Here is a 20363-nt window from a genome sequence, read left to right as displayed (position 1 = left end):
TTATCCAGATAGCGTTCATGAATTTTCCGCCTAATTTAATTCACTTTTTGCGGGGCCATGCCCTTTGCCGCCAGCATCCATTCATATTGGTGCAGTTTTAATTCAAATAATTTTAGCGGATCCTGATACACTTCCGGATTTTCTTTCATATCCGCTAAAGTTTCCTTCTCTGCGGCTACCGTTGACTCCGTTTCGGCAATGGTTTCGCGCAGAACGGATTCAGGATTTTTGAAAAATATCCGGATATCCCGGTCAAGGCCTTGCTCAAATAATTCAAACTGAAGCAGTACCTTATTGGTGATTAAATGGGCAATGTCCGTGTAATCCTGGGTTTCGATAAACCGTTTATATTTATTGTAGAGCATGGCTTTGTTCTGGGACAGCGCCCCGAGCAGTTTGCCTGCGCTTTTCAGCAGCACCTGTGACGGCGTATGGCGCAATAAAATATTTACTGACTCAAAGTGAATGCCATTCGCCATCCGGTCGGCATCGCGGCGCCAGTCATCCAGCACCTTAAAGTCACAGGCGAGTGCAATGATGTCTTCTTCGTAAAGCTGGTTAAAGCCTTCTGCCATTTCGTCCAAATATTCCTGGCTTTGCTGCAGCTCTTTTTCCGAGTCGGCGATCCAATTGGTTACCAGCTCATAGAATTTCGGCAAAATTTCGCTTTGCAGCATTTGGCGGATCCGGTTATTCATTTCTTCGTTTAATTGCAAATGAATTTTCCGGAAATCGCTGTTTTCTTTGATAAAATCAGAACTTTTTCGTAAAATTTCCGGAATCCTTGTCAGCAGTTCACTCTTTATCGAGGTCAGTATGCCATTATAGGATGAGCGGATGAGCCCGATTTGCTCATTTTCCACATCCATTAATTGGTTGACCGCCCCGTTTAACTTGGCATGCATGTCCTCGCGGCGGTGGATGGAATCAATCAAATCATTCTCATTTTGCAGCCTTTGTTTTAATAAATACGTGATCGATTCGCGGATATAACGAATCAATTTTGCTGTGCGCAGGTCCTCAATATGCTGGATTCGGAAATTTTTCTGGATAAATTCCGATAATTCACTGACCGTTTCCCGGCTCGCATAATTGGAAGAGTAGGCCAGCAGCTCGGATTCCGGAAAACGGCTTTTCATTTTTTCTTTCGTTTCTTCAACCAGGTTTGCCGCCTCCTGTTTGCTGTAAATCATATCCATTTTCGTCAGCAGAAAATGAATTTTCATATCCGGCACCCGCTCTTTTATTTTTAAGAGGGCATCGATTTCATTATCGGTCAGCGGATCATTGGCATTTAATACAAACAGCAGGGCGTCTGCAAAATATACGGTTTGATATACTTTGCTTCTTTGCGGCCCGTTTAATCCCGGTGTATCCATTAAGGTCATGGCATTTTCCTTTAAAAATTGGCTCGGGCTCCGCCATTCCAATATCGCATCAGCCTCAAGCTGCAAACCGTTTTCTTCCGCAGCCGTAATAATGCCTTGATCAGAAACGACAGCAAGCACGGATTGTTCATCATGGCGCGCAACCATCACATGGCTGGTCGGGCGTTCCGGCAGCCGGTCTGCAACAACAGATTGGATAAATGCCGTTTTCCCGCTGCCATTCATGCCGGCAACCATCACATGGCGGGTATCAAAATCAAGCAATTCCCTTATAGTCCATTTCAGGCGCTGGCTGACAGACAAGTCGTGTACTTTCGCCCATTTGATGATTGTGTCAAACAATTCCAGCGGGTACTCCAGTTGGTCGAAATTTTGGTCGGCCTGATACAAGATCGTTTCCGCTTCATGAATCTGCCTATCCGAAATGCTTGACGGAAACAGGTCATTCCAGGCCAAAATGCTGGAAGATGCTGCCAGTGCATGGCTGCCATCTGTAATTCTGATCCAGTTTGATAAAATGCCAGGCATGATTCCGGTCAATTGTTTCAATAAGTAATTTCCGCTGATTAGATCCAGGTAAGTCTTCTGATAAATGGCGGAAAGTTCATGCCATGTTTCAAATGAGTGAATTTCCATTTGTGCAAAAAGATTATTAAATTCAAGAATCCAATTCAAATAATTGTTATCTGAATGATACGTTTTCCAAAGTGCAGCTGCCATTTGTTCAAAATGGATTTGGTCCACTTTGTATAAAACAAACAAAGCTTCCCGAAAATAATCGGGTGCAATCGTGCTCGTATAGCCTTTTTCAATATAAGTTTTTAATACATCAAACCATTGCAGCGATTCTGTTCGTACGGCTTCATTGACAGCAAGTTCGACTGCATTCATCCAGTCTTCATTTTTTTCAAAATAGGCACGGGCAATTTTCGTGACATCCGGATAATCCGGATTCATAGCAACCGTTTGTTTAATCATCTGTACCGCCTGATCCGTTTTTTCCTCTTCAATATAAAGGGTAATCAGCTGCAGCGCCACTTCTGTTTTTAAGACAACGGAATCCGTTTCAATGGCTTTGTAAATCTCTTCAGCCATGCTTGGCAGGCCAAGCTCATAGTAAGCATCTCCCCTGTTTTTCTGCGCCCACGGTTCAAAGTCATTATGTATGTTTTCCCATTTGAAAACCGCTGCTTCATAATCCTTGTAATGGAAATAAATTTCCCCCTGCGCAAAGCGGATATAAGAAAGATCCGAAGTCTCCAGCGCATTTTCTTCCACAAATGCGTCTCCCAGCACTTCGATGGGCTGGCGTGTTTCGTGTTCTTTCATAAATGTCTCATAATAAGTTTTATTGACAAATTGGTCTTCTAATTTCATACTTCTCCTCCACTAGTGAGATTCGAATTTTTAATTCAGTTTTGTAACCGGAAAGCGCATTTTTCTCCTGTATCACGGCCCGGCTGTGGCATACGTTCCCCCGGGGTCTTGCAGCTCAAAGAAGAGAATGATGGTTACTGGCATCAGGGCCGCTTATATAAGTTTATTGTACATCATTCACCGGCATGTGCAGTTTTTTCCTTAAAATTATTTTAGCAAAGATTTTTCGACAAAAGGTTTCAGTTCGCTTTCAATTATGATACAGAAATGAAATATTTGACATTTTTTTTGATGATTTTACAAGTTTTCCGTGTGTCCCGGAGTGCGGGAAAAGTGATTCATGCTATAATATTCACAAGATCATTGGAAAGGAGCAACATTACATGGGACAATCAAAATGGACTGGATACGTTGGTACCTATACAAAAGGTGACAGTGAAGGCATTTATACTTTTACACTTGATACTGAAAAAAAACGGCTTGAAAATGTGAGCGTTGCCGCGAAATTGGACAACCCAACTTATGTCAATATCAGCATGGACAACCGCAATCTTTATGCTGTCGTAAAAGAGGGCAGCCGGGGCGGTGTGGCCGCATTCAACATTGAGACTGAAACCGGAGCGCTTAAGGAAATCAACCGCCAGTTAATGGATGGCGCTTCTCCATGCCACGTAAGTGTTGATTCAAAAAAACAAACGGTTACATCTGCTAATTACCATAACGGCACTATCACGGTTTATCCGGTAAATCCGGACGGCAGCCTGCTTCCGGCAGCTGCTGTCGTTGAACACACCGGCTCAGGGCCAAACCACGCCAGACAGGAAAAGCCGCATGTCCATTTTGCAGGATTTACCCCGGATGAAAAATATATCGTCACGGTGGATTTAGGTAATGACACATTGACAACGTATACAGCAGAAGAAGGAAAACTGGCCGAGACTGCCGTTCTGAATGTCCGCCCGGGGAGCGGCCCGCGGCATCTCGCATTCCACCCGAACCATAAGCATGCCTATATCATGACAGAACTTAGCAATGAAGTCATTGCTCTGCAATATGATGAAACATCGGGCAGTTTCAAGGAGTTGCAATATATTTCTGCAATTCCTGAAGACTTTACGGAAAACAGCCAGGGCAGCGCAATTCATGTTTCCGCTGACGGACGCTTTGTTTACGCCGGAAACCGCGGCCACGACAGCATTGCCGTTTTCTCAGCGGACCCTGATTCAGGCAAGCTCACTCTCGTTGAATACACTTCTACAGAAGGGGAATGGCCGCGCGATTTTGTTTTGGACCCAAGCGAAAAATTCTTAATTGCATCCAACCAAAATTCCGGCAATCTCGTTTTGTTTGAAAGAGACCCTGAAACGGGAAGATTATCCGTTTTGCAAAAAGATGTTCATGTACCGGATCCGGTTTGTGTAAAATTTCTTCATGCATAATAAAACGGCGGGCCGGCCTGACCGGTTTCCGCTCACCTTTTTGAAAAATAGGGGCCGCGTGCAACCTGCATCGGTTGGAAGCGGGCCGGGCGTGAATCTTTTTACAGATCATTTTTCACAGATTCTCATCATTTTATCATTTTTCTTTCACTCTATTTTAGGATTGCTCGTATAAGCTATATATAGCGGCAAGGAATTGCAGCAAACCATTTTGGCCCGGACTTCCCCCAGAGTCTGGCCAAACCTCCTTTTATCATACCCGGCCTTTGTGCCGGGGTTCTATTATTCCGGACGTTTTTTCTGCATTTTTTCTGCTACAGATGCCAGTTTCCCTTCCATTGTCAATTTTTTATCACGGCGGTCGTCGATGCGGATATTCGTTTCCACACGCTTGATCCCATGTTCAAACGGCACCTCATGCAGTTTCTCCACGATTTCAAACAAATCATGGATATCCCCTTCAATGATCGTGCTCATCGGCGTCAGCTGGATCTTCACCCTGCCCCGCTCCTGCTCCAGCACTTTTTCTATTTCTGCAATATAATGGCTTGCACTGGTAGATCCTGTCCCCATCGGAAAAATGGTAATATCAACGATTGCCATGTAACTCCCTCCAATTGAAAATAATCAGTATATCGAAATTATAAAACAAAATGCAACGTTCCACACATCATAAGCTACTATAAATTTATAGAATAAACATCCAAATTAATATATTCCCTTAATTCTATTAATTGAAACCGTTCTCCACTCCCGTAATATGAATTTAATAGTATTGTAATCTTGTCCTGTACCTATTTATGTTATAACTGTAATACGGAGAAAGGAGTTGTCTTATGCAATTAACTAGGCGAATTATTGTTATGGCGTTTGCCATCTCACTTGGTATGTCCCAACTGAGTGCCTATGCAGAAACAGATCATAAATCCTTGCAAAAGAAACTTAATGAGAACCAACAGACCATTCAAAACAAAGAAACAGAAAAACAATCTGTTGAGGATGAAATGGCGAAAGTGGAAAAAGATTGGGATGCCACACAATCTTTAATTCAGAAAAATAAAGAAGAAATTTCAGCCATAGAGGATAAAATCCAATCGACAAACGATTTGATTGAAAAGAAAAAAGAAGAAATTGTTAAACTTGAAGATCAAGTTTCTTCAAGAGAAGGCGTGATTAAAAAACGTCTTGTTGCGATGCAAAAAAATAATCAATACAGTTTCGTCATTGAAACATTGTTAAATTCTGAAAGCATTGGTGACCTCATTAACCGGATCGGCGCTGTCTCCACTTTGCTAAATGCCGACAGCCAGCTTTTGGAACAACAAAAAGCCGATCTCACCAAAATTGAAAATGACAAAAAAGAAATTGACCGCCAGGAAAAGTTGCTGGAAACGGAACAGCAAAATCTTGAAAACAGCCAGGTCAAACTTCGGAACAATCTGCAGAAAAAAGAAAAGGATTTATCCGATTTGAAAACTAAGTATGCAGATATCGACAAAGATCTTTCGCAAGCAGAACAAAGCAAATCCAGCATTCAATCCCAGCTTACTAAGATTCAAGATGAATTAAAATCCCAGCGGGCGGCGGCGGATGCAAAAGCTGCTAAAATCCAGCAGCAGAAGCGCCAGCAAGCAGCAGAAAAAGTTTCTGAAGTTAAAGCAGAAACAGCAGTAAAAACGGCTAAGACGAATAAAACTGCAAGTACTGAAAATAGTAGTAAAACTGCAAACACTGATAAAACTGTAAATACGGGTAAGGCTGTAAAAGCTCAAGCTCCTGCAAAGAAGGATACCGCTTCAAGCACGAGCCCATCAGGCAAAACGTTTTATGTGTCGGCAACATCTTACAGCCATGAAGATACCAGCCTGGATGTCACAGCATCAGGATATAACATTAAGAAAAACCCGAACATGAAATTAATCGCTGTCGATCCTTCTGTCATTCCTCTGGGCAGTAAGGTCTGGGTCGAAGGTTATGGGACTGCGATTGCCGCAGATACAGGCGGAGCCATCAAAGGCCATATCATCGATGTGCTGATGCCAAACAAAAAGGCCTCCATCGCATGGGGGAGGCGCACTGTAAAAGTAACCATTCTGAATTAATAGGACTACAATTGTTTCAACGCCCCCGGGTTCACGGGGGCGTTTTCGTTTGGAAAAAAATCCGTAATACGTTCTGCATCATGCCAGCATGTCTTTTCCCGCTCTTTACATCCCTACAACTCTGGTTCATGTCTGCTCACGCCAATATTGTAAGTCTTCCCGCCTGCTTCATATCCGGATAAAAAAAGTAAAACCCATACGAGCAAGTAAGGCCCCCACCTATTCATCGCACCTTGAATCTTGGGAGTCTTACTGCCCGTTATGTGGGGATAAGCTTTAGGTTGGACTTGCGGAAATCAAAAAGGCCAGGTCCCCTTTGAAAGGGAGCCTGGCCTTAAGACCGGATCTTATAATACCGGCGCCATTGTTTCTTTTAAAACTTTAACGGAATGGTTGAATTGTTCTTTTTCTTTTTCATTTAATTCAATTTCAACGACTTCACGGATACCTTGGCGGTTAACCACAGCAGGCACGCCGACGTATACATTTTCGTTTCCATATTGGCCTTCAAGGAATGCCGAAACAGTTAATACGCTGTTTTCGTTGTTCAGAATGGCTCTTGTAATACGGGTCAGGCTCATACCAATACCGTAGAAGGTAGCCCCTTTACGTTCGATAATATGGTAAGCAGCATCTCTTGTATTTACAAACGTTTCATCCAAAGTTTTTTGATCAATTCTGCCTGATTCCAGGTAGTTTTCAATTCTGTCATAGCCAATCGTTGTATGGCTCCAAACCGGAAGTTCAGTATCACCATGTTCACCAATAATAGCGGCGTGCACGTTTCTAGGGTCAATACTGAAATGAGCGCTTAAAGAGTTGCGGAGGCGTGCAGAGTCAAGCACAGTGCCTGAACCGATAACATGTTCTTTTGGAAGCCCGGATTCTTTCCAAGTCACATACGTTAAAATATCAACAGGGTTGCTGGCAACCAGGAAGATTCCGCTAAAACCGCTGTCCATTACACTTTTGACCATGCCTTTGAAAATTTTTGCATTTTTTGCAACAAGGTCAAGTCTTGTTTCACCAGGTTTTTGCGGGGAACCAGCAGTGATAACAACCAAGTCAGCAGCTCCGCAATCTTCATAAGAACCTTTCCAAACTCTTGTTGGGGTTGGCGCAAATGGAAGGCCGTGGTTCAGGTCCATTGCTTCCCCTTCAGCTTTTGGTTCATTAATATCAATTAAAACAAGTTCTTCTGCAACGCCTTGGTTAATCATAGCGTAGCAGTAGCTTGTTCCTACTGCACCAGTTCCGATTACAGCAACACGATTTACTTTTTTCATGTGTCAATCTTCCTTTCCTATTTAAAAAGTTAAGAATTCCTTCTAACTCATGAAACCCACTGTACAGCACCAGCAGAATGGATGAAACAATTACCTGTCGTCCACCCGGGCCGCCGCTGTACTTAACGACAGCAGTGAAAAGTACATGGCAGTACGGTCAAATATGAATCATTCTAGAAGTATTGTACCGAATTAAACTGATTTCATACTATCTCTTTTCCTTAAACCAAGAGAATTTAAACAAACTTCATTCCCTAAGTGCCTGTACCTTATGTAAAGCCGTGGCTGGAGTTGACTGAAAATGACCGTTCTTCACGCTACCCTTCACGCCACAGGCCTAGTATACCACCTTTTTACGGGCAAATTCACAATATTTATGGCGAAAAAATGAAAGTTATTCCTCCTTTTTGCGTGTTTTTGGACGTTTATGCGTTTTTCCTTCCAATTATCCGTTTACATTTTCCAAACTTTTGATACTTTATACTTTACTTAAAAAATAGATTTAAAAAAGTTTTCAATCGAATAAAGAAATTTACCTCACCACGATATATTTTGCTGCCGGACGGTTTGGACTGCTGTTTCCGTCATTCATTAATTGCAGTGCAGTGCCGGTTGCTTATTTTTGGATAAGGATAAGAATGGAAGCAGCTTAAACGAACAAAAAACAGCCCCGATCCATAAAGGCGGACGGGGTTGCCAGGCACCAGGCCCCGATCAGCTCTGCCTGACTGCTGCCGGGGAGTTGACAAGATTCATAAGCGGAAGCCCACTTAAAAAATTTCCAATATTTTCTTCTGTCATTTTTCCAATCATGCGTACGCATTCTTCCGTTGCCCCGCCGATATGTGGAGTCACAACAACATTCGGCAGCTGTGTGAGCTTCGAGTCGGTCGGCTCTTTTGAAAAAACATCGAGTGCGGCTCCTCTGATTCTTCCCGACTGCAGTACTTCCAGCAAAGCACTTTCATCAATAATGTCGCCCCTTGCAATATTAATGACATACGCAGAAGGCTTCATCAGGCCCAGCCTTTTTCTGTCCAGCAAATGATAGGTGGAGCTTTTCAGTGAGGTACTGACGATCACATAGTCCGATGTAGCCAGCAGTTCTTCCAGTTCTGTAAAGGATACCTCCCATTTCCGCGCCGCCTGCATATTTCTGTATGTACCGCTGGCAACAACCTCCATATTGAACCCTGAAGCCATTCGCGCAATGTTTTGCCCGATACTGCCGAATCCAATGATCCCAAGCCTTTTTCCATCAAGTCCGTTTCCCATTGCAATCCGCCAATTTCCAGCCTGCATATCAGCATGTGACTGCGGAATTTTTCTGGAAACCGACAGCATCAGCCCGATGGCCAGTTCGGCAACAGCCGACGCATTCTGTCCCGGTGCATTGGAAACGGATATGCCTTTTTCCGTTGCATAATCTAGGTCAATATTATCCACCCCGGTGCCATACTTTAAAATATATTTCAGAGATGGCGCCGCATCTATGATTTCTTGATCCACTTTTTCAATTCCATTAATATAAATATCAGCATCTTTTAAACCTGCTATTAATTCCTGCTTATCAGCAGCATAATCCCCAATCAGGCAAGAAACCTCTGCGCCAAGGCTCTCGATATTTTCCTTGATTTGCGGATAAGCCTCATAAAAAGAGCGTCCGATCGCTAAAAAAACTTTTTTCATACGTTCTCCCTCCTCGTTGTTCTCCACCTCTCCTGGATCTTTCATTGCCGCTTTTTCAACTCCAGATCAGACTGTCACTTCCAGATAAACTCATTATCTTATTTTTTTACCCATTTTTCATTACTTGTGTAAGAAACACTTCCAGAAAATCGTCATTTTCTAACATATCCCCTTGTGTTTGTGTAAAAAAAACCGCAGGCAGAACTTGCGCGGCAGCTGTTGTCCCCTATTCTTTTTGAAGCATCCCGCCCGGCGGACCGCCACCGGGAGTGAATCAATCGCTGATCTTTTCGCACCTTTAAACCGTTCATAATGATCAAGATTTGACCTTCTTTCGTTTTCCGCACTCAGGTTTGTCCCATTAATAGGAAGAATTGCTGATTACTTTTAAATTGGGGGCATGATCATTTTCTGCGCGGGGATTAAGAATTTGTTCCAAAATTTCTTCAGTGTATTCAATGAAAGCAGACTGCGTGCGCAACCTCGGACGCGGCAGGTCAATTCTCTTATCCATTTTAACCTTGCCATTTTGTAACAGAATCACACGATCAGCAAGACGAACTGCTTCTTCAACGTCATGGGTAACAAGAATTGCGGTGAGCCCGTTCGTTTTCCAGACATTTTCAATCAGGCTCTGCATGTCCATTCTTGTTAGTGCATCCAAAGCTCCGAGCGGTTCATCCAACAGCAGCAGCTCCGGCTGATGGACAAGTGCACGGGCCAGTGCCACCCGCTGTTTCTGGCCGCCTGACAAGTTTGAAGGATAATGGGCAGCTTTGTCCCCGAGCCCGACATTGCACAGGACATCCATTGCCTTGCTTTTCCAGTTGCCTTGTAAACCCAGCCCGATATTGTGAATCACTTTTTTCCAAGGAAGGAGCCTGCCGTCCTGAAACATCATGCGCGCATGTGGGTTCATGCCGCCAACCGCTTTGCCATTTTGTTCAATGACCCCGTCTGTCGGCTGTTCAAGACCTGCTATGAGACGGAGAAACGTACTTTTCCCGCAGCCGCTTTTTCCAACAATGGCGATAAACTCGCCTTTTTTAATTTCCAGATTGATACCTTTTAATACTTGAAGATCCCGGTAAGATTTCGTAACATGATCGGCTTTTAAAATCGTTTCGGCTTCTTTCATGTCCTGCTCTCCCCTTTCAAATTTAAATTCAAGAGAATAGTGCCTGTGTTACTGCAGCTGCCGGTTCCAGTGCAGCCATCGGTTTTCAAAAAACTTAGCAATGAGATCCGATATTTTCCCAAGAATTGCATAAATAATGATGCTGAGGACGATGATATCCATTTGCATAAATTCACGGGCATTCATCGACATATAGCCGATTCCGGAATTTGATGCGATTGTTTCCGCGACGATCAGTGTGGTCCACATTACGCCGAGCGCATAGCGGATACCCGCAAGGATGGAAGATAGGGCACCGAGGAATATGACTTGAAAAAACAGGGTCCATCCGCTTAATCCGTATGCTTTCCCCATTTCTATCAAGCTTTTGTCAACTGACTTGATCCCGTGGTAAGTATTGATATAAACAGGGAATAAAACGCCGAGTGCCACAAGGAAAATCTTGGATGTTTCATCAATCCCGAACCATAAAATGACCAGCGGAATCATAGCCAAATGCGGGATATTGCGCAGCATCTGCACGGAAGTATCAACAAGTAAATCCGAAAGCCGGAACATCCCGTTTAAGATGCCGAGCACGAAACCGATTGCTCCGCCGATGAAAAAGCCCAATAATGCCCGGAAAAGGCTGATACTGATGTTTTGAGCCAATTCTCCTGTTTCGGTTAAATGAATGCCGGCCTGGACGACTGCAACCGGGGACGGCAATATTTTCGTCGGGATGATCCCCGCCTGGCTTAAAATCCCCCACAGGATTACAATCAAAATCGGTATCACCCAGGAAATGAGCTTCATTCCCAAATTTTGCAATTTTTTTCGCATGCCTGGCCGCCTCCTTTTTATTTCAAAACCGCATCCTGAACATTGACTTTCTTCGGAATGATTTTTAATTTATAAAACAGATTTGTGATCGATTGCTGTTCTTTTATAACATCTGCTGACATCTTGCTGACACCAAAGTTGCGGCGTGAGACTGCCAGTTCCATTGTCTTTTTATCCATTTTTAAATCCTTTGCTAAATTAGCAGCGAGCTGATCCTTATGCTTGGTTGCCCATTCCATCGCATTTTCAGTTTCCTCCAAAATGGCGTTGGTCACTTTCGTATGGGACTTGGCATAGCTTTTTACCGAAATTATGAAATCACGGTCCGTTGTCAACCCTTCGCCGCTCACCAGCATTTTTACACCCGTATTCACTTCCGCGGAAGCTGTATAAGGATCCCAAACAACCCATGCATCTACATTGCCTTTTTCAAAAGCAATGCGCCCTTCCGCAGGATCAAGGTAAACCGGTGTGATATCATCCAGTGTCAATCCCGCTTTTTGCAAGGCTTTTACCACAAGATAGTGGGAACTTGATCCTTTAGAAAAAGCCACTTTCTTTCCTTTCAAATCTGCCGGCGATTGGATCGAAGAATTTTTGGAGACAAGAATGCCGCTGCCTTCTGCCTTCGAGTTTCCTGCACCAACATACACGATGTCAGATCCGGAAGCCTGCGCGCTGATTGGCGGAACATCCCCGGTCCTGCCGTAATCAATGCTGCCTGCATTCAAGGCCTCAACAAGCGCTGAGCCATCCTGAAATTGCTTCCACTTTACTTTATAACCCATTTCCTTCAGGCGTTTCGTTAAAGCGCCATACGATTTTGTAATATGGAAAAGGTCACCCTTTTGATAGCCGATCCGAATGGTTTTACGGTTGGCGGAACCATCTGCGTTTGAAGTGCAGCCTGCCAGAACGGATGCTGCCACCGCCAAACACGCAAGCCATATATAAAATTGTTTTTTTATTTTCACGCCGATCCTTCTTTCATTTTTAATGAACTGTATTTTCCGCGCAGGCCCGGTTCCGCTCCTCACTTGAGGATTCTTGCAAGCCGAGAAAACGCAAGCCTGTTTAATTATTCTTCTTTGGCTGGTCTTACTGTGGCACGCCGCCACCCTATCTTGCAGCAGGCTGCCCCCAATTTTTCTGCGCAACAACCTCATGTTTCAGCCGGATTCTTTGGACTTTTCCGGTTGGTCCAACAGGGATTTCGCTGACAAATTTAATTTTTGACGGACATTTGTAGCTGGACAAGGATTGGCGGCAAAGATCAAGAATGGCTTGGGCCAATTCTTCTTGCGATGCTGCTCCTTTTTCCCCTGCTGCAACATATGCCGCGACTTGCTCCCCATACTTTGGATCCGGAATGCCGATTACTGCAACCTGCTGAATGCCCGGGAGCTGGCGGATGACATCTTCCACTTCATACGGACTGATTTTTTCACCGCCCCGGTTAATCAGTTCCTTTTTGCGGCCGACGATAAAGACAAAGCCTTCTTCATCCACATAGCCGACATCGCCGGTATGGAACCAGCCGTTTTGGAAATCATTTTGGTTATCGGCCTGTACATAATGCGTTATGACATTCTTGCCGCGGATCACAATTCCGCCCACTTCTTTCGGCCCTAACTTGCGGCCGTATTCATCCATAATCGCCAGTTCGAGGCCAAACGGAACGCCGACAGAACCCAGCACCCGTTTGGCAGGCGGCAGCGACTGAACGCAAATTTGGCTTGCGGCTTCCGTCATGCCGTACGATTCAATGATCGGAACGCCGAATTTCTGTTCAAAACGGCGCGCATGCAGAATTGGCAATTGTGCCGAGGCTGAGCGTACAAAACGCAAATGCACCGGAACCTGCTTTGGCTTTTCAATATTGAGGAGAATAGAAATCACGGCAGGAACCGCTGAAATCCATGTGATGTTTTCTTCACACACCGTCTTCCAGAACTTAGACGCACTGAATTTCGGCGCAAAGACAATTTTCCCATCGGAGAGCAATGTTGATAACAAAGCAACAACCTGCGCATTAATGTGGAAAAGCGGCAGGAAGCAGTAAGTGATATCATGGGATGTCAGCTGATGAGAAAAAATGATATTTTGCACCGAAGCAAATGCCTGGTCATGGGTAATCCCCACCGCTTTCGGATGACCGGTTGTTCCTGATGTATATAAAAGAATTGCAATTGCTTCGCCATCCGGGACACTGCTTTTTTCCAACTGCTGCCCGCCTTCTCTGAAGCCTGCCTGCCAGCTTGAACCTTGCCTTATGAATGGTTCAATGCCGAAGTTTTGCTTGTCCACTTTAAAAACAGTTTGTAATGTGTGCTGTAATTCCCCGTCCTCCAGCAATGCATCTGCATGCAATCCGCCGGCAAATCCGCAAACCGGTTTGCAGCGGTTCAAGAAAGCTCGCAGCTCATATCCCGGCATCTCCGGATTAATCGACGCCGCAGCAGCACCATAATCGATCACAGCCAAATAGATAACCGTAAACGCATAGGAATTGGGGAGGCTGAGCAATACCCGGTCTCCGGGCCGGACGCCTGCCTGGGCAAGCCGGCTCTGAACGTTTTCCATATCTCCTTTTAATTCACGGGTTGTATACCAACGCCCGCCATCCTGAATGATCGATTGATCTGTACTTGATAACAACTGGTTCAATCTTTCGGTTAATTGGGACATGTTTTGTCGCTCCTTATCAATCTCATATTTGCTGCTTTCCCGGTATTTGCACCGCTTTGGCCTGCACGGGAAGCCTCGACTTTCTCCCAATGCAGTAGGAAAGAGCCGGCGTTTTATAGAAAACATAGGCAATCAGCATAGAAGAAAAATAGACAAATAAAATACTAAACGGTAGAGACCCGTAAAAAACAAAAGGATTCTTAACCAAATGGGGCATAATCACTACATTCAATACATACAAAGGAAACGGCTGAACCAAATACATGCCGAATGATATTTGCGACGCCACCTGCACAAAGCGGCTGAACGGCTGCCATTTTTTCTCCGTCCGCCGTTTTGCCCATATCCTTCCTAAAAAGAGAACTAGAGCAACCACAAGCAAGGCATACGGGAGAAAGACCGGCTGGTGCACAGATTGCGCCCTTTTGTCATCTTCATTCAGAATGATCCGGTTAAAATAGTAATGAACCCACATTAAAACTAGACTCACACCAAAAACACTGGTTAAAAACCAAGCATGCTCATCAATAAATTCTGTAATCTTTTCATAGTGGCAGGCCACAATTCCCCCGGCCATGAAGTAGCATTGGTAAGTCAGCACAAACACGCCGTAATGTGACAGGAGATATGGCCAGTGCGATGTATCCAGGTGCGGAATCCCGAACTTTATAAAAGCTGTCATTCCAAGTTGGATGTAGACACTCCAGAAGAAAATCTGCAAATGATATTTTTGAAATTTCCGCAGCCCGTAAAGCATAAGCGGAAAAATAATATAAAGCTGAAAAATCACCAAAACATAATAAATATAAAATTGGTCACCATGAATGAATGAAAGAATCAAGACCTTAAAAAATGACAGGAGCGACCCATGAAATTCAATTGAATGAGTGGCACTTCTAAACAGCAGGTAAACCACATTCCAGAATACATACGGAATCAGCGTGAAAAAGAGCCGTTTTTTCCAAAAGGCGATGGTTTGAAATGGGCGCCTGTAATTCGTAATAAATAAAACCAGCCCGGTGATAAACATAAATGCCATCCGCATCACATGCATGGACGAATGCACTGCCGACATCACGAGAAAAGCCTGCGTCCAATCCTTCAACTGGCTGTCGTACGCCGACATCGTATGCACGGACAGCACACCAAGCATGATAAAACCGCGCATAAAGTCAATTTCATATAAATGAACTTTCTTCACGAGAAAGCTTCCCCCTTAACTGTTTCCTCCATTAAATTCTACTTTCTCATTCTTAAATTTTTATTAATGATCATACATACATCCTCAGCACATTTAAAAAAAGTGGCCCAAAAAGGAAGAAAGATTGGTTTAAACTTGATAATCAGCGGGTATATATTTTTAAATTTTGTAAAGCATTAGACTTTTGTAAGTTTACAAGTATAATAAAAATAATAAAGCTTTTCATTGTATTTTTGCATCAGATAAAAAGGAGCGATCATTCTTGCATCAGATTGAAGACAAGTCATCAAACCGCAAAAATTTGCAGGCCGATATGGACTTTCTTGGCGGCCTTTTAGACAAAGTCATCTTGTACGAAGGCGGTGAGCCTCTCCTCCAAACCATTAATAACATCCGTTCCCTCGCCCAAAAAGCAAGGGAGACGAATGATCAATCTTTTTACCGGCAGTTAAAAGCCGAAATTACAGCGCTGAAGCAGCCGCACCGCCAGGAAGTCATCCGCGCTTTCTCAACTTATCTGCAATTGTTTAATATCGCCGAGCAAAATTTCAGGATTAAACGCCGCCGGGAATACCAGTCGGATACGCACAAAGTACAGCCGGGTTCCCTTGAAGACGGCATTGAAAATCTGCAAAAAGACCATGTGTCGGCTGAAATGATCACAGAACTGCTTGACAGCCTGTCGCTTGAACTGATCATTACCGCCCACCCGACAGAAGCAACAAGGCGGACGATTCTGCAGATTCATAAACATATTGCAGATTTACTGAAAATGCGGGATTACACAAGCACCCGTTATGAAAAGAGAGTCATTGAGGAAACGATTCTGAACGAAATTACGATTCTTTGGCAGACTTCCGAAATCCGCGATAAAAAACCAACCGTTGCCAATGAAGTGCAAAACGGGCTGTACTACTTTGAAAATGTCCTGTTCGATGTACTCCCGCGCATTCACGAAGATTTGGAGGATTACTTGTATGAATCTTACGGACAGCGATTTAAGGTTCCATCCTATCTCCACTTCGGCTCCTGGATCGGCGGAGACCGGGACGGCAATCCAAATGTAACAGCGGAAGTCACCTGGCAGACACTTGAAATGCAGCGCGAACTTGTTTTAAAGAAATACAAAGAATCGCTCACTGCACTCAGGGAATTGCTCAGCCATTCCTCAAAAAAAGTGGCATCCAGCCCTGCCCTGGTTGCATCCGTGGAAAACGAAGAAAAGACCATGCCCGAAGAAGCTTGGCCAACAAAAGATGAAATTTACCGGCGAAAACTGACCATTATGCTCCACAAACTGGAACGGGTCGGACACCATGATGGCGGGTACCACTCTGCCGAGGAATTGCTGGCGGATCTCTATATGATCAGGGACAGCGTCAACCGCCACCATCCTGAAAGCCATCCGATCAAGTTGCTGCGCAAAGTCATCCGCCAAGTCGAACTATTCGGCTTCCACCTGGCTTCGCTGGATGTCCGCAACCACAGCGGTGAGCACGAGTCGGCCCTTGCGGAAGTGCTCTATAATGTGAATATTGCTTCCGATTATAAACACCTGCCGGAAGAAGAAAAAGTAAAAGTACTATTGAAAGCCTTAAACGATCCGCGGCCGATGATATCAATCTACGATACTTTCACACCGGAAACGCAGGAAGTCATCAATACGTTCCGGATGATCAAACGCGCCCACCAAACATTCGGTGAACGCTCGATTGAAGTGTATTTGATCAGTATGGCAGAGTCGGTCAGCGACGTGCTGGAGGTTCTGGTTCTCGCAAAAGAAGCCGGATTATACCGTGTCTATCCGAATGGGGACATTTTAAGTGAAATCCATATCGCGCCGCTGCTGGAAACCATCGAAGACCTGAAAAATGGCCCGCATATGCTTGAGACCTTATTCCGGATTCCGATCTACCGGAACCATTTAACCGTCCGCAACAATCTGCAGGAAATTATGCTTGGCTATTCGGACGGCAGCAAAGATGGCGGTACATTAACCGCAAACTGGCTGCTCTATAAAGTTCAAAAAGAGATTCACGAGATGGGCGCCAAATACGGTATCAAGCTGAAATTTTTCCATGGCCGCGGCGGCTCGCTCGGACGCGGCGGCGGCCCGCTATATTCAAGCCTTCTCTCCCAGCCGCCTGTAACATTGGGTGACGGTGTGAAAATTACCGAACAGGGCGAAGTCTTATCTTCCCGGTACTTGCTTCCGGATATCGCCTACCGCAGCCTTGAACAGGCGACAACGACGATGATGTGCGCAATTACTAAACAAAAAATGAACGAAAAGCAGGGCAAAACACCGAATGAAGAAGCCATGCAGGCCATGGATCAAATTTCCGATTATGCCTTGGAAAAATACCAGGCCTTAGTATTTCAGGATCCGGATTTTCTGACTTATTTTAAACAGGCAACACCGCTAAACGAACTCGGTGACCTGAACATCGGCTCCCGCCCGATGAGCAGAAAAGGCAGCGCCCGTTTTGAAGATCTCCGGGCAATTCCATGGGTATTCGCCTGGACGCAAAGCCGCCAGCTGCTCCCAGCCTGGTACGCGGCCGGAACCGGTTTGTCGAGATATGTGGAGAAAACCGGAAACTTAAGACTGCTCCAGCAAATGTACGAATCCTGGCCCTTCTTCCAGGCGACGATCAATAACCTGCAAATGGCGCTGATTAAAGCCGAACTTTCCACTGCGGAAGAATACACGGAAATGGTCAAAGACCCATCCATTGCCAAGAGGATTTTCGGCTTGATTAAAGATGAATACGAGCTGACGAAAAAAATGGTGCTGCAAATTGCCGGGCAGAATGAACTGCTTGATTACACACCAAACATCAAAGAATCCGTCCGGCTCCGCAACCCGTACGTGGATCCGTTAAACCTGTTCCAAGTCTACCTGATCTCCCGCTTGCGTGAACACGAAAATGCCGATGAGAAAGCGGAAGACTTGCTGATGGAAGTGCTGCTTACCATCAACGGCATTGCAGCAGGGCTGAGGAATACCGGCTGATTTTAGAAAAGGCTATATAAAGTGAACTTAAGTTTTTACATCAAGACTTGGCATCAAATTGCATTTGCATGATTACTCCTTTTTACAGCAGGCAACAGCGCAGCAAAGTTTAGTTCATTTTATCCCAACTTATGGGCAGTAAGACTCCCACCTCAAGATTCAAGGTACGAAGAAGATAGGTGGGAGATCAAACTGCCCGTAAAGGTCCGATTGGTTCAACTAACCATCAGTGGGGGATGAAGGAAACCCCCCACTGATGGAAGTTTCACTTTATATATTCCAAAAAAATCCTGCCTGATCGCCGGGCAGGATTTTTAAATTACTGCAGAAATTGCAGAAAATTATAGTATAATGAAAGCAAATAAAGCAGGCAAGGGAGCGTGTTATATTGGATTTGACCGGTTTGGCAACCATTATCATGGCCTTTTCCGTACCCATCATCGCGATCGTCACAAACTTTTTAAAAGGCAGAGAAAAACTCAAATTACAAATTGTGGAAAAAGAACTTGAACTTGAAAAGCTAAAGAACGAAAACTATCTATTGGAAACCGAGAAGATGAAACAAGAGCTGAAAAAGCTGGAGCTGGACGAGCCTGAGGATCAGTGGGGGGTAAAGTGAGCCTTGCTTTTGCCTCAGACTTTTTTTGTTAAGATGCACAATACCCTGTGCTTTACAATTTTTCTTTTTGTTTGAACGATAGAAGAAGATAAAAAATAGATTATTCTTACTGTATAAGTTATTAAGATGTTAAATACCCCATATTGATTACGATATCACTGTGGAGTTATACTCGGGAAATGATAAAAATTCATTTCATTCGCTCGTACTTGAAGTGACGAAAAACACTATTTGGAGTAAATTTCCCCAAATAATTCAATTCGTCCCTCATGGAAGGGCGGTATTGACATTGATGAAATCATTACAGCACTTTTTAATTTAAATCCACACTCCCTATGTAGGAGCGACTGTTTCAGGTCTTTATGTAAACCATATTCAAAATATTTAAATCCCCACCCCATGTAGGGAGCGACACAAAGGTGAATGACACATTTTTCCCTATGATTATTTAAATCCACGCCCCCATGTAGGGAGCGACTTGAAGTTTCAGTTCAATCTCATGGGACAAAGTGATTTAAATCCACGCCCCCATGTAGGGAGCGACTGACCTTGGATTAGCCGCTGGTTTTTATATTTTTATTTCAATCCACGCCCCATGTAGGGAGCGACTAAAATCTTGTGGATGTCTATTGACCGAATCGGATTTCAATCCACGCCCCCATGTAGGGAGCGACTTACCAAAATCGCCAAGGACTACGGCATGAGCGATTTCAATCCACGCCCCCATGTAGGGAGCGACTTAAAAATATTGACGACATTATTCGAGAAATTATCATTTCAATCCACGCCCCCATGTAGGGAGCGACCGGAATATTTAAAAAGGTGAACAGCTTTGTTGCATTTCAATCCACGCCCCCATGTAGGGAGCGACCCCAAACTTGCCGCACGATTACCGCGATTATCGGCATTTCAATCCACGCCCCCATGTAGGGAGCGACTCAGTTCATCGTCACGTTCAATTTCTTTCCACAATTTCAATCCACGCCCCCATGTAGGGAGCGACAAAGGCTCCAAGGTGCTTTCCGGGAGCAATACGCTATTTCAATCCACGCCCCCATGTAGGGAGCGACTCCTTACTTACATAAATGGCTAGAGCAACTGTCTATTTCAATCCACGCCCCCATGTAGGGAGCGACATAGATTTTCTGCAATTCCTGTGTTTATGGATAATTTCAATCCACGCCCCCATGTAGGGAGCGACCAAGGCAAAAGGGCGGTTATTAATGACAAGAGAAATTTCAATCCACGCCCCCATGTAGGGAGCGACTGAAACTAAATGTGCAAACCGGAATATTCGGAACTATTTCAATCCACGCCCCCATGTAGGGAGCGACAAACATTGGGCGCGCATAACAAGTGCCAGCACGATTTCAATCCACGCCCCCATGTAGGGAGCGACCATACTGAGCTACAACAACCGTGTCTTCATCAATATTTCAATCCACGCCCCCATGTAGGGAGCGACGTCATATCAACGTTTGACGGCTGTTGATGTTACGATTTCAATCCACGCCCCCATGTAGGGAGCGACCAAACCTGCAGGGCGAGAGCCGAAGCAAATCTTATTTCAATCCACGCCCCCATGTAGGGAGCGACGA

General features: G+C 44.6%; 13 protein-coding genes and 1 CRISPR repeat array. Of the genes, 4 read left to right on the top strand and 9 right to left on the bottom strand.

Going from position 1 to position 20363, the window contains the following annotated elements:
• Positions 1–35: 35 nt before the first annotated feature.
• The gene (locus tag C232_RS0107925) at positions 36–2765 is read right to left on the bottom strand and encodes a hypothetical protein (RefSeq protein WP_018663083.1); all 2730 of its coding nucleotides are present in this window, start codon (positions 2763–2765) and stop codon (positions 36–38) included.
• 383 nt (positions 2766–3148) lie between these two features.
• On the opposite strand from C232_RS0107925, the gene C232_RS0107920 reads away from it, so the two are divergent.
• Positions 3149–4204, top strand: coding sequence for a lactonase family protein (locus C232_RS0107920; protein ID WP_018663081.1), 1056 nt, complete (start codon positions 3149–3151; stop codon positions 4202–4204).
• A gap of 282 nt (positions 4205–4486) precedes the next feature.
• Here the strand turns inward: C232_RS0107920 and C232_RS0107910 are convergent, their stop codons facing one another.
• Entirely contained in the window at positions 4487–4807 is a 321-nt protein-coding gene (locus C232_RS0107910) for an MTH1187 family thiamine-binding protein (RefSeq protein ID WP_018663077.1), read from the bottom strand.
• Between the two features lie 233 nt (positions 4808–5040).
• Between C232_RS0107910 and C232_RS0107905 the strand changes: the two genes are divergently transcribed.
• Entirely contained in the window at positions 5041–6306 is a 1266-nt protein-coding gene (locus C232_RS0107905; RefSeq protein WP_026314530.1) for a PcsB-like coiled-coil domain-containing protein, read from the top strand.
• 347 nt (positions 6307–6653) lie between these two features.
• On the opposite strand, the gene C232_RS0107900 is transcribed toward C232_RS0107905, so the two are convergent.
• The 7 genes from C232_RS0107900 to C232_RS0107870 form a co-directional block, all read right to left on the bottom strand.
• Positions 6654–7592 carry an L-lactate dehydrogenase gene (locus tag C232_RS0107900; RefSeq protein ID WP_018663073.1) on the bottom strand — a complete coding sequence of 313 codons (939 nt, stop codon included), beginning with the start codon at positions 7590–7592 and terminating at the stop codon, positions 6654–6656.
• A 714-nt stretch (positions 7593–8306) separates the two neighbouring features.
• Complete coding sequence (locus C232_RS0107895; RefSeq protein ID WP_018663071.1) at positions 8307–9281, bottom strand: phosphoglycerate dehydrogenase; 975 nt, start codon at positions 9279–9281, stop codon at positions 8307–8309.
• Positions 9282–9642: 361 nt separating this feature from the next.
• Positions 9643–10419 carry an ABC transporter ATP-binding protein gene (locus C232_RS0107890; protein ID WP_018663068.1) on the bottom strand — a complete coding sequence of 259 codons (777 nt, stop codon included), beginning with the start codon at positions 10417–10419 and terminating at the stop codon, positions 9643–9645.
• 48 nt (positions 10420–10467) lie between these two features.
• The gene (locus C232_RS0107885) at positions 10468–11241 is read right to left on the bottom strand and encodes an ABC transporter permease subunit (protein ID WP_018663066.1); all 774 of its coding nucleotides are present in this window, start codon (positions 11239–11241) and stop codon (positions 10468–10470) included.
• Between the two features lie 17 nt (positions 11242–11258).
• Positions 11259–12215 carry a sulfonate ABC transporter substrate-binding protein gene (locus C232_RS0107880; protein WP_235801529.1) on the bottom strand — a complete coding sequence of 319 codons (957 nt, stop codon included), beginning with the start codon at positions 12213–12215 and terminating at the stop codon, positions 11259–11261.
• A gap of 145 nt (positions 12216–12360) precedes the next feature.
• Entirely contained in the window at positions 12361–13929 is a 1569-nt protein-coding gene (locus tag C232_RS0107875) for an AMP-binding protein (RefSeq protein WP_018663062.1), read from the bottom strand.
• A gap of 22 nt (positions 13930–13951) precedes the next feature.
• Positions 13952–15130, bottom strand: coding sequence for an acyltransferase (locus tag C232_RS0107870; RefSeq protein WP_018663060.1), 1179 nt, complete (start codon positions 15128–15130; stop codon positions 13952–13954).
• Between the two features lie 313 nt (positions 15131–15443).
• Here C232_RS0107870 and ppc point away from each other — a divergent pair, with 313 nt between their 5' ends.
• Both ppc and C232_RS0107860 read left to right on the top strand, forming a co-directional pair.
• On the top strand, positions 15444–18146 hold the full coding sequence (ppc, locus tag C232_RS0107865) for a phosphoenolpyruvate carboxylase (protein ID WP_051086222.1): 2703 nt from the start codon (positions 15444–15446) through the stop codon (positions 18144–18146).
• A 418-nt stretch (positions 18147–18564) separates the two neighbouring features.
• Positions 18565–18765 carry a hypothetical protein gene (locus C232_RS0107860; RefSeq protein ID WP_422723659.1) on the top strand — a complete coding sequence of 67 codons (201 nt, stop codon included), beginning with the start codon at positions 18565–18567 and terminating at the stop codon, positions 18763–18765.
• 641 nt (positions 18766–19406) lie between these two features.
• A CRISPR array of direct repeats spans positions 19407–20361; the repeat unit is 32 nt; unit sequence ATTTCAATCCACGCCCCCATGTAGGGAGCGAC.
• Between the last annotated feature and the right edge of the window lie 2 nt (positions 20362–20363).

Origin of the sequence: Heyndrickxia acidiproducens DSM 23148, from assembly GCF_000374345.1 — a bacterium.
Lineage (GTDB): Bacteria > Bacillota > Bacilli > Bacillales > Bacillaceae_C > Weizmannia > Weizmannia acidiproducens.
Note: the sequence above shows the minus strand (reverse complement) of the source record. Positions and strands in the feature narration are given on the sequence as shown.